Origin of the sequence: Paraburkholderia ultramafica (genome assembly GCF_902859915.1) — a bacterium.
GTDB lineage: Bacteria > Pseudomonadota > Gammaproteobacteria > Burkholderiales > Burkholderiaceae > Paraburkholderia > Paraburkholderia ultramafica.
The window spans coordinates 1-11,027 of sequence record NZ_CADIKK010000076.1; the positions used below are offsets into that span (position 1 = coordinate 1).

Consider the following 11,027-nt stretch of genomic DNA (forward strand, 5'->3'; position numbering starts at 1 on the left):
ACGACCGACACCGACACCACCGCCAGCACGAACAAATCGAGCAGCGCGAGCGTAGGCGTGTCATATGGCACCAACGGCTTTGGCGTCTCGGCGTCAATGTCCAACGCGCACGGCGACGGCAACAGCGATGCTGCCATTCAGAACAACACGCACGTCACCGGCACCAACAGCGTGACCATTCTGAGCGGCGGCGATACGAATATCATCGGTTCGGACGTGAGCGGAGGCACCGTCACGGCGAACGTGGGCGGCAACCTGAACATTGCGAGCGTGCAGGATACGACCGCCAGTACCGCGCACCAGAGCAGCACGGGCGGCGGATTCAGCATCAGTCAGGGCGGCGGCAGCGCGAGTTTCAGCGCGCAGAACGGCCACGCGGATTCGAGCTATGCCGCAGTGAATGAACAGGCAGGCATCCAGGCGGGCAGCGGCGGATTCAATATCAATGTCAACGGCAATACCGATCTTAAGGGCGCAGTCATTTCCAGCGATGCCGATGCGTCGAAGAACTCGCTGACGACCGGCACGCTGACCTATAGCGATATCCAGAACCAGTCGCATTACGACGCGACGAGCAACGGCATTAGCGCGGGTGTCGGCGTCGGAACGACTGGCAAGGCACTTGGACCCGGCTCGGTTAGCGGTACACCTGGCGTTGCGCCGATGATTTCGCAGAACGACAGCGGCGACCAGAGCGCGACCACGCGCAGCGCAATCAGCGCGGGCACGATCAATATCACCAACCAGACCGGGCAAACGCAGGACGTGGCAACCCTGAGCCGTGATACGACAAACACCAATGGTACGGTCTCGACAACACCGGACGTGAACAACCTGCTTTCGCAGCAGGCCGATACGATGCAGGCTGCACAGGCGGCGGGCCAGGTTGTCGCGCAGGGCATCGGCATGTACGCGGACTCGAAGCGTCAGGCTGCGGTTGACCAGGCCAAGGTGGATGTGGCGAACGGTGATACGGCCGCCTTCGCAGCGGACGCGGCCGCGGCGAAACAGTGGGATGAAGGAGGCGACAACCGTGCGATTCTCCAGGCCGCAGGTGGTGCGCTGATCGGCGGACTGGGTGGCGGCAGCGTCTTTACCGCAGTGGGTGGAGCGGCTGGCGCAGGTCTTTCCTCGAAACTGGCGAACCAACTGGACAGCGTTTCGAAGAGCGTGGCCGCGGAAACCGGATCGGATCTGCTGGGCAATCTTGCAGCAAACGTAGCGGCAGGTGTAGGCGGTGCGCTGGTTGGCGGCACGGCGGGCGCAGCAACTGGAACGAGCGTAGACCTCTACAATCGTCAATTGGACCCGAAGGAGAAAACCCTGGCGCAGCAACTGGCCGATGCAAGCGGCGGGAAATACACCGCGGCGCAGATCGAGGACCAGATGCGCCAGATGGATATGAGCGTCAACGGCACAACTACATCGGGTGCGTCGGCTACCTTGGTGGGCCAAGCACCTACCGACTCTGGCGCGCGATGGATGTCTGCCCCAGCAACTGCAAACGGACAGCCGGTCCTGACGCAAATACTTGCGCCGTCCGATTCCGCATTGCAGAGTTACATCTTGGCGAACTACAACAGCGTTTCGCCGGGACAGGTGCCTAGCGAATTTACATATCCGTCGAGCAGTGCTGGCAGTTCAATCAATGTGACCGGTCCGTTTACCAGTTTCGATCAATCAGACCTTAATTTCATGCGCAATACCACCGCAAGCGCGAGTTCGATGATTTCGTCGAATGCCGGGCGCTTCGGTGCGGCAACGGCTGCGGCAGCCAGCGTTCCAACCCCGTATTCTCCGGCGCTTGCAACAGCTTCTTACGTTGCCACGGTTGTTGGCTTCGGCGCCGACGCGATTGGTCAGGCGGTCAAACCAGATGTTGGTCAGTATTCTGTGTCCGGAGTGACTAACCTCATATCCGGTAGTCTGTCGGATAGATATCCGGGCTTGGCCCCAGCAATTAATGAAACTTCCAATGCCGTCAATGGCAGTACGGCAGGAACGAATGTTCAAAATTCCATTAACAATTATTGGAATTCATTCGTCAATTACTGGAACAGTTCAAAGTGAAGATTCAGTTTATTGAAGACGGGAATTTTAAGCGGTGGGTCCGAACTAGCCTCCTTGCGTTCGGGCTGTTCGTCATGTTCATTGCGATCAAGTATGTGCCGCCTGCTCCTTTCGGGGGCGTATTGTTCCTAGTTGGTTTAGCCATAGCTGCGATCGGGGGTTACGCGAGTCGCGCCCACCTAGTGGGAATCAAGCCGTTCGGGGTCAACTACAAAAAAATTCGCAAGAGCTACGAAACGAAGGACGACGAGGAAAACAAATCGTAATTTGATGCCGGGCCTCGGTCCGGCTCACATGTCTACCGAAATTACATTATGGAAATCCAGAGAAGCCCGGCGACAGCGCCGCTTACAGCCCTGGTAACACTCGCGTCGAACGCACAGCAGAACCCGCCCGATGTAGCAGCGGCTCGCACGAACGCCGAACAGCAACAGCAGGTCCAGCAGCAGCGCGCGGCGATGGTTCCCGCTTCTGGCGTGCGCGCCGTCAGCCCCGAGAAATAAATGAGTCACAGTACAGTTGGCGTACGTCAGCGTATTTCGCTCGTAGTGCCGTTCCATAACGAAGCGGCGGTCCTCAACCAATTCTTCGTATCCGTCACCGCAGTGTTGCGCAGCTTGCCTGCCATGGATTACGAGATCGTTTGTGTCAACGATGGAAGTACCGACGCGACCCTCGACATGTTGCAGATCGTTTGCGAGCATGATCGGCACGTGCTCGTCGTTGACCTATCGCGCAACTTTGGTAAAGAGGCGGCGCTGACTGCGGGCATCGACGTCGCGACTGGGGACGCAGTAATTCCCTTCGACGCGGACCTGCAAGATCCGCCCGAAGTAATTCCTCAACTGGTTGAGCGATGGTGCGAAGGCTACGACGTGGTGCTCGCGAAGCGCGCCGAACGCAATACGGACACGTGGGCCAAACGAGCAACGAGCTACAGCTACCGGTTGGATCGACGGGCCAGTCACTCTATGCAGGCATTGACTACGGCCATGTGTTCGGGCCGAGCGCGGTGTTTCTCGCCGGGACACAACTGGCGGGCGTGGTGATCGGCGTCCGGGGTAGCGCATCGGCGAAGGCAGGCGCGCTTGCCTATGACCTCTTTGCCGGGACGCCGATCTACAAACCCTCGGGCTTTCCGACTGCTCGGGTCACGCTCGGTTTCCAATTGACGGCACAGTTCTAAACCGCGACCTATCCGCAGACCCCGGCGGGCCAGGCGCAGTTTCTCGGCGCGGTGACGGATGTCGTGAAGGCGATCCCCGATGGCCACGGCAAGGGCGTGTTCTGGTGGGAGCCTGAATGGATTCCGACGCCGAACGTTGGCTGGAAGGTCGGCGCGGGCGATCAGCGGGACAACAACACGTTGTTCGATTTTCACGGCAACGCGCAGACGTCGTTGGATGCGTTTCGCAAGCGTTAGCGCGAGCAATGGCATGAGCGCCGGTTAGCGCGGCGAGCCCGCCACGCCGGACGCCGCCCACCGCTAGCAGGCATCACTGCGCGGGTGCCTGCTTCTTCTGATTCACACAATCCGACGTGAACGCCATGCTGGCCTGATCGGGCGTCATGCGCTGCGCGTCCGGGCTGAAGATCTTCTCGATGATCGCGTTGACCGCCTGGCGGTCGGCCGGGTCCTTGTAATACTTGGCCGCCTGCTCGAGCGCCTGTGCCTTGGTCTTCTTGTGCGCGCGCCACGACGCGACCTGGCCGGCGATATCGCCGAGCGCAAAACATTGATCGTTGACGGTCTGTGCAACGGCCTGAGCGGCCGGTTGCGCAAAACATACCGCCAGCAGCGCGGAGACGACTACGCGTTTCATTACCAGAATCCTGACTTGAGATGAACGGCGTTGCCGCATGGTGGCATCCACCATCGCGGCAACCGCACGGGTAAACAACGGCGTAGTTTATCGGGAAGTGGCGCACCACGCTTTTTTGCCCGCTTAGTCGTTGGGCCGCTCACTCGCTCACTCGCTCACTCGCGCACGGCGCAAAAGAAAAAGCCGCCCACGCGGGCGGCTTTAAGATCATCCGGCGTCCCCGTTGCCGGGCGGCGTCGGCACAGGGCCGACGCGTTGCGCGTTCAATGCCCGAACGATTCCGCCTTCGACGTATTCGTCGTCGCCACATGCGGCCGCGCCGCCTGCTTGATCAGCAGGGCGACGCACGAAAGCAGGCCCGCCGCCGCAACCGTCGCGAAGATGGCGCCGAACGAGAAGTGGCGGCGCGTCAGTTCGGCCACGAGGAACGAACCCGCGATCCCGCCGAAGCGGCCGATACCGAGCATCCACGCGACGCCCGAGCCACGGCCTTCGGTCGGATAGAACGCGGCGGCGAGCGCCGGCATCGACGATTGCGCGGTATTCATCAACACACCGGCGACGAACACGATGAACACCAGCGCGCCCACGTTGCCAACGGCCTGGCCGATGAAGTACACGCTCACCGCGGTCAGCGCATAGCAGGCCGCGATGATCCGGTTCGCGTTGAAGCGGTCCATCAGCACGCCGCACAGCACCGCGCCGACGCCGCCGAGCGGGAACAGTGCGGAAATCAGCGTCGCGCGTTGCGGTGTGAGTCCGGCGTCCTTCAGCAGGACCGGCATCCAGTTGATCGACGCGTAGAAGATCACGAGGCCCATGAAGTAGGCCAGCCACAGCATCACCGAGCCGATGATGTACGAACGCGACAGCACCACGGCCAGTCCCTTGCCGCCGGTTTGCGGCGCGGTTTCGGTCATCGTGAAGGCGCCGGCTTGCACCGCGCCGCCTGAAATGCGCGACAGCGCCGCGCGAATCCGTTCGACAGGCTTGTTGTTCGCCACCATGTAGCGAACCGATTCCGGCATTTTGGCCAGCAGCAGGATCATCAGCACCAGCGGCGTGACACCGCCGAGCATCAGCACGCTGCGCCAGCCAAAATGCGGAATCATCCACGCGGCGAGAAAACCGCCGAACGCGGCGCCGAGCGGAAACCCGCAGAACATCAGGTTGATCACCGTCGCGCGGCGGCGGTCCGGGCAGTACTCGCCCATCATCGTCACGGCGTTCGGCATGGCCGCGCCGAGGCCGACGCCCGTGATGAAGCGCAGCGTAGTCAGTTGATCGATGCTGGTCGAGAAGGCCGAGCCGAGGCACGCGACGCCGAACAGCAGCACCGAGCCGAGCAGCATCACGCGTCGCCCAAGGCGGTCGGACAGCGGGCCCGAACCGAGCGCGCCGCACGCGAGGCCGAACAGCGCGGCGCTCAATACCGGCGCGAGCGCCGGTTTGCTGATGCCCCATTCGCCGATCAGCGAAGGCGCGATGAAGCCGATTGCTGCCGTGTCAAAACCGTCCAGCAGGACGATGATGAAGCACATGAAAAAAACCAGCCACTGGAACGGCGAAAAGGGATGTTCGTTGATGAATGTCTGAACGTTCACAGCAGTGCTGCGGCTCATGATGGTCTCCTGATTGCGAAAAGGCTCGTGAAAACGAGCCTTTCCTTTCTTTTACGATCGTACGCCGTTTAGAAGCGGTGCACGATGCCTACGCCCGCAGCAAACTGGCTGCGCGACGACGACGGCGCGCTCTGGACGCCGTCGCCAATGGTTGCCGTGGCGGTGATGATGTGGCCCGAACCCGCCGTGCCGGGCGTACTGCCGTTGGTGCGCTGGAATGCCTGCAACGCATGGCTTTGCGCGAAAACGGGCGCGCTGGCCAAGGCTGCAATCGCGCAGGCGATCCGGGTCATGGTGATGTTGCGATTCATCAGGTGTTTTCCGATTCGCCCCGCGAGGAAGTCAGCGCGCCCCGGTCGTTGATCAATTTATTGTGAGCGTGTTCGCATGTAGAACCGTGATTCATTATACGAACACGAGAACTGTAAGTAATCTGATAACGATGGGTCAACGCGGGATTACCCGACATGTTGCGGATGCACATCGGCGCGCGGACCACGCTGGACAGCGCGATGTTTGAGGAGGCCGCGGCGCACATGGGTGCGCCGGGATCAGGCGAGGGAGGCGAGGGGAAGACGAGGAAGGCGAGCGCCGGCTTTACAGACCCGGATGGGCGCTCGACGAGATGTTCAAGGCGCCGTTCAGAAGATCACATAGACCGTGTGGACATAGGCGATTCCCGATGGTGATTGTTCGTGCACCGAAATATCGGGGAATTCGACTTCGATCGGATAGGCTTCCATGTTCATGCGGGCGTGTCGTGACAGAGGGGTATAGAAAGGCGCAAGCGGCGCGAGCGGCTCAAGCGAGCTTTGCCGCGATCGCCCGGCCGACTTCGGTGGTGTTCGCTTTGCCGCCGAGGTCGCCGGTATGCGGGCCTTCGACCAGCGTCGCTTCGATCGCCGCGAGAATCGCGTCGTGCGCGTCGCGTTCCTTGCCCGTGGAATTGCCGAGGAAGTCGAGCATCATCGCGGCCGACCAGATCATTGCGATCGGATTGGCGATGTTCTTGCCGGCGATGTCGGGCGCCGAGCCGTGCACCGGTTCGAACAGCGACGGAAACTTGCGGTCGGGGTTCAGATTGCCCGACGGCGCGAGGCCGATCGTACCAGTGCAGGCGGGGCCGAGATCGGACAGGATGTCGCCGAACAGGTTGGTCGCCACCACCACGTCGAAGCGATCCGGGTTCAACACGAAGCGCGCGCAGAGAATGTCGATGTGCTGCTTGTCCCACGTCACGTCCGGGTACTGCGCGGCGATGCCGGCTGCGCATTGGTCCCACCACGGCATGCTGATCGCGATGCCGTTGCTCTTCGTGGCGACCGTGATCTTCTTGCGCTCGCGGCGTTGCGCGAGATCGAACGCGAACTTCAGCACGCGCTCGCTGCCGTGCCGCGTGAACACCGATTCCTGCAGCACGAATTCGCGCTCCGTGCCTTCGAACATCACGCCCCCCACCGATGAATATTCGCCCTCGGTGTTCTCACGCACGATCCAGAAATCGATGTCGCCCGCCTTGCGGCCCGCGAGCGGCGAAGGCACGCCGGCGAACAGCCGGGCCGGGCGCAGGTTGATGTACTGATCGAATTCGCGCCGGAACTTCAGCAGCGAGCCCCACAACGAGATGTGGTCGGGCACGGTGTCCGGCCAGCCCACCGCGCCGAACAGAATCGCGTCGGCCGATTGCAACTGGGTCTTCCAGTCGTCCGGCATCATCTTGCCGTGCTTCGCGTAGTACTCGCAGCTCGCCCATTCAATGTGCTGATACTCGAGTTCGATGCCGAAGCGCTTTTTCACCGCCTCCAGCACGCGAATGGCTTCCGGCATCACTTCGACGCCGATGCCGTCGCCGGGTATGACCGCAATCCGATATTTGTTCGACATGGTGTGCTCCTCCTGTGGGCTGTTCGACGATTCAACGACGCTTATTCTATTCCTGCTGTTTGCGCCTAAAATGGCTGCTTTAGTTAAGCCACTGTGCACGATTCGTGTACAAACTCTCTGCCATTGAGCGACCTATGAACGCCGTCCCGTCACCGGATCTCGATGATTTGCGCGTGTTTTGCGAGGTAGCGCGCAAATCCAGTTTCAGCGCGGCGGCAGAGACGCTGTCGGTGTCCGCCGCGTACGTCAGCAAACGGATCAACGTGCTCGAGACAACGCTCGGTACGCGTTTATTGCACCGTTCGACGCGCCGCGTCGCGATCACCGAGGCGGGTGAGCGCGTCTATACGTGGGCCGAGAAAATTCTCGACGATGTCGAGCAACTGGTCGAAGACGTGTCCACCACGCGCCGCATTCCTGGCGGCAAACTGCGCATTTCCAGCAGCTTCGGCTTCGGCCGCCGTTTCGTCGCGCCCGCGCTGGCCCGCTTCTCCGAACGTTATCCGCAACTGAGCGTGCGGCTCGATCTGTTCGACCGTCTCGTCGATGTGGGCGGCGAAGGCTTCGACCTCGATATCCGCATCGGCGACGAGATCGCGCCGCATCTGATCGCGCGGCGGCTCGCGTCGAATCATCGCGTGCTGTGCGCGTCGCCCGCTTACCTCGCGCGGCACGGCGCGCCGCGGCAGCTCGCCGAGCTGTCGTCGCATGCGTGTCTCGCGATCAAGGAGCGCGATCATCCGTTCGGTCTCTGGCGTTTGACGGTGCGTGGCGAAACGGTATCGATCAAGGTTACCGGGCCGCTGTCGACCAATCACGGCGAAGTCGCGGTGCAATGGGCATTGGCCGGACGCGGCATCGTGCTGCGCTCGATGTGGGATGTGCGGCCGCTGCTCGAGAGCGGCCAGCTGCAACAGGTTCTGCCCGAGGTCACGCAGCCGGCGAACCTGTGGGCGGTTTATCCGGCGCGGCTCGCTCAGTCGGCGAAGGTGAGAGTGTGCGTGGATTTTTTGAGCGAGGAGTTCGCGCAGTGGGAGGCGGCTGAGCCCACCGCCTAGTTGTGGTTCTGCGAGAACAACGTTTCGAGCGGGTAGTGGCTCACTCCGCGTGTAATGACCTTTGGCAGCGGCGGCGCCCGCTAACGCGCCGCGTTCAGCTTCCGCCATAACGTCGTCTTGCTGATGCCGAGCGCGTTGCAGACCGCGTCGCGATCGCCGTCGTGGGCCGCGAGCGCGGCGCGGATCTGATCGGCTTCGACGTGACGGCTGCGCTCGCGCAGCGTAGGCGTGGCGGGCTTCGTCGTGCGCTCGTGGGCCTCGACGATTTCAGGCGCAACGGCGTGGAGCATCTCGCGCGTGAGGACGGTTGCGCCGTCATGCAGTGCGTCGGTGTCGGCGTCAGTGTCAGCTTCCACATCGGCGAGTTCGACGGCAATCCGCTCGATCACGTTCTGCAATTCACGCACGTTGCCAGGCCACGTGTAACGCCGCAACGACGCGCCGAGACCGCCAAGCACACGTTCGGCGGCGGCCGCGTCCGGCAGGCGCGCCGCCAGCCTCGGTTCACGCGCCGCGGCCTGCCGCAGCAATTCGGCGGCGAGCGGCAGCAGATCGTTGGGCCGCTCGCGCAACGGCGGTAGCGCGATGCTCAGAATGTTGAGCCGGTAGTAGAGGTCGGCGCGAAAGCTGCCCGCTTCGATGCCCTCGGTCAGCGCGCGATGGGTCGCCGCGACGACCCGGATGTCGACACGTGTCGGCTCCGTCGAACCGAGCCGCACGACCTCGCGTTCCTGCAGCACGCGCAACAACCGGCTCTGCAACGACAATGGCATTTCGCCGATCTCATCGAGAAACAGCGTGCCGCGATGCGCGACTTCGATCAGTCCCGCCTTGCCGCCCTTGCGCGCGCCGGTAAACGCGCCTTCCTCGTAGCCGAACAACTCGCTCTCCAGCAGCGCTTCGGGAAACGCGCCGCAATTGATCGCGACGAACGCGAAGTCGCGCCGCGCGCTCAACTGATGCATGCTCTGCGCGACCATTTCTTTGCCGGTGCCGCTTTCGCCGAGAATCAGCACGGTCGCGTCCGATCTCGCGTAGCGCCGTACGAGCGAGCGCACCCGTTCGATCGATTCGGACGCGCCGACGATATCGTCGAGCCGGTAACGCGCACTGAACTGCTGCACACGCTGGCGCGAGCGCAACGTGCGATCGAGCCGCTCGACCGCGCGCGACTCCTGAAACGTCAGCACGGTGCCCGCCGCCGCACTGCTGCTGGCCAGCGGCCCGCGATGCACGGCGTAGCTCGCGCCGCGCACTGTGCAGAAGGTGTCGCCGTCAGCATCCGGCAGGCTGCCGGCGAGATCGGGCGCGAGTTCGAGCAGCACGCGCCCCACGGCTTTCGCCGCGTCGATGCCGAGCACGCTGGCAAGGCGCTGATTCATCACTTCGACGCGCCCTTGCGCATCGAGCGCGACGACGCCGTCGCGCAAATGTTGCAGCAGATTGTCGAGCCGTTGACGGCGCACGGTCTCGCCGCGTGTAGCCTGCGCGACTTCGAGCGCGGTGTCGAACGCGGCGCGCACCGACGCGCGCGAATAGAGAAACACCGCGCCCATGCCGGCATGCGCGGCGAGGTCGGTGACGAGTCCGGGGCCGACCACGACGTCGATGCCGCGATCGCGCAAGTCGAGCACGACGCTCTCCGCGTCCTGCGCGGACTGATACGACGCGAACGTCACGTCGAGCGCGTAGGCGGCGATGAAGCGCCGCACTTCGTCGGGCGTGTTGCCGTGCGTGACGAGGGCCACCTTCGCGCCGTCGCGGCGCGCGCGCGCGAGCGCGTGCATCACGTCGAAACCGGTCGGGTTGATCCGCACGACCGGAACCGTCACGCGTGTCTTCAGATACGCGCCGTTCGAGCCGCCCGCGATCACGACATCGGGGCGACCCGTGCCTGCGGCCTCGATCTCCCGCACCGCGTCTTCGAAACCGTACGAGACGATGCGCAGGTCCGCGCGTTCGACGTATTCGCCGGCGATGTCGAAAAACAGATCGCGCAAGCGGCTGATGCTGAGAGCCCAGATGCGCGGGCGCTCGGCGGGTTCGAAGAGAGGTGTGCTCAAGGCGGGCGGTTCGCGGCGGGCTTGGGAAGTCTGCCTATTATGCGCGCATCCATTTCCAATTTGAAATTTCCATTTCATTTGTGAAATGGACTGCTGGCGGCGCGCGGCGGCGATAGTCCGTTAAATCAGCCACTTAGCGCGCGTTGGCATAGCTGGCCCGATCTTTGCTCTTTAGGCTCCAGTCAAAAACCCCACATTGCCTCTGGAGACGATTCATGAGCGAAGCAGACAACAGCACGCCGAGCACGGGCGCATTCAAACCGAAGAAGTCCGTCGCGCTGTCGGGCGTGACCGCGGGTAACACCGCGCTGTGCACGGTCGGCAAGACGGGCAACGATCTGCATTATCGCGGCTACGACATTCTCGACATCGCGAGCGCCTGCGAATTCGAAGAAGTCGCTTATCTGCTGGTCCACGAAAAGCTGCCGACCCAAACTGAACTGACGGCCTACAAGACGAAGCTCAAGAGCCTGCGCGGCCTGCCCGCGAACGTCAAGGCGGCGCTCG

Annotated in this window: 9 protein-coding genes and 4 pseudogenes; 8 read left to right on the forward strand and 5 right to left on the reverse strand. The window is 62.7% G+C overall.

Annotated features, from left to right (window positions below):
* From HV744_RS35280 to HV744_RS35300, 6 genes and pseudogenes are all read left to right on the forward strand, one after another.
* A partial coding sequence (locus HV744_RS35280; protein WP_175153889.1) for a hemagglutinin repeat-containing protein occupies positions 1-2,070 on the forward strand: 2,070 nt, incomplete at its 5' end.
* Positions 2,067-2,336, forward strand: coding sequence for a hypothetical protein (locus HV744_RS35285; protein ID WP_175153890.1), 270 nt, complete (start codon positions 2,067-2,069; stop codon positions 2,334-2,336). The genes HV744_RS35280 and HV744_RS35285, both read left to right, overlap by 4 nt.
* Positions 2,337-2,384: 48 nt before the next feature.
* A complete protein-coding gene (locus tag HV744_RS35290) occupies positions 2,385-2,573 on the forward strand; it encodes a hypothetical protein (protein WP_175153891.1) in 189 nt (62 codons plus the stop codon).
* Positions 2,574-3,020: pseudogene (locus HV744_RS35295) on the forward strand (glycosyltransferase family 2 protein); the annotation flags it as partial.
* Positions 2,999-3,256 (forward strand): annotated as a pseudogene (locus HV744_RS37885) (ShlB/FhaC/HecB family hemolysin secretion/activation protein); the annotation flags it as partial. The pseudogenes HV744_RS35295 and HV744_RS37885, both read left to right, overlap by 22 nt.
* Positions 3,257-3,268: 12 nt before the next feature.
* Positions 3,269-3,493, forward strand: a pseudogene (locus HV744_RS35300) (glycosyl hydrolase 53 family protein); the annotation flags it as partial.
* Between the two features lie 73 nt (positions 3,494-3,566).
* Here HV744_RS35300 and HV744_RS35305 read toward each other — a convergent pair.
* The 4 genes and pseudogenes from HV744_RS35305 to HV744_RS35320 all read right to left on the reverse strand — a co-directional run bounded on the left by HV744_RS35305 (position 3,567) and on the right by HV744_RS35320 (position 7,399).
* The gene (locus HV744_RS35305) at positions 3,567-3,893 is read right to left on the reverse strand and encodes a hypothetical protein (RefSeq protein WP_175153893.1); all 327 of its coding nucleotides are present in this window, start codon (positions 3,891-3,893) and stop codon (positions 3,567-3,569) included.
* Positions 3,894-4,156: 263 nt separating this feature from the next.
* Complete coding sequence (locus HV744_RS35310; protein WP_175153894.1) at positions 4,157-5,515, reverse strand: MFS transporter; 1,359 nt, start codon at positions 5,513-5,515, stop codon at positions 4,157-4,159.
* Positions 5,516-5,583: 68 nt separating this feature from the next.
* Positions 5,584-5,748: pseudogene (locus tag HV744_RS35315) on the reverse strand (porin); the annotation flags it as partial.
* Positions 5,749-6,316: 568 nt separating this feature from the next.
* Positions 6,317-7,399: a tartrate dehydrogenase gene (locus HV744_RS35320; protein ID WP_175153895.1), complete on the reverse strand. Its 1,083-nt coding sequence runs from the start codon at positions 7,397-7,399 to the stop codon at positions 6,317-6,319.
* Positions 7,400-7,533: 134 nt separating this feature from the next.
* Here HV744_RS35320 and HV744_RS35325 point away from each other — a divergent pair, with 134 nt between their 5' ends.
* The gene (locus tag HV744_RS35325; RefSeq protein ID WP_175153896.1) at positions 7,534-8,457 is read left to right on the forward strand and encodes a LysR substrate-binding domain-containing protein; all 924 of its coding nucleotides are present in this window, start codon (positions 7,534-7,536) and stop codon (positions 8,455-8,457) included.
* Between the two features lie 80 nt (positions 8,458-8,537).
* Here the strand turns inward: HV744_RS35325 and prpR are convergent, their stop codons facing one another.
* Entirely contained in the window at positions 8,538-10,520 is a 1,983-nt protein-coding gene (gene prpR, locus HV744_RS35330; RefSeq protein WP_175153897.1) for a propionate catabolism operon regulatory protein PrpR, read from the reverse strand.
* Positions 10,521-10,735: 215 nt separating this feature from the next.
* On the opposite strand from prpR, the gene HV744_RS35335 reads away from it, so the two are divergent.
* Positions 10,736-11,027 (forward strand): citrate/2-methylcitrate synthase (locus tag HV744_RS35335; RefSeq protein ID WP_281363698.1); only part of this gene is annotated, 292 nt, incomplete at its 3' end.

Excerpts from the sequence above, each read along its gene's own strand:
- HV744_RS35320 (WP_175153895.1), bottom strand. The coding sequence starts at position 7,399 with ATGTCGAACAAATATCGGATTGCGGTCATACCCGGCGACGGCATCGGC.
- HV744_RS35305 (WP_175153893.1), bottom strand. The coding sequence starts at position 3,893 with ATGAAACGCGTAGTCGTCTCCGCGCTGCTGGCGGTATGTTTTGCGCAA.
- HV744_RS35290 (WP_175153891.1), top strand. The coding sequence starts at position 2,385 with ATGGAAATCCAGAGAAGCCCGGCGACAGCGCCGCTTACAGCCCTGGTA.
- HV744_RS35310 (WP_175153894.1), bottom strand. The coding sequence starts at position 5,515 with ATGAGCCGCAGCACTGCTGTGAACGTTCAGACATTCATCAACGAACAT.
- HV744_RS35325 (WP_175153896.1), top strand. The coding sequence starts at position 7,534 with ATGAACGCCGTCCCGTCACCGGATCTCGATGATTTGCGCGTGTTTTGC.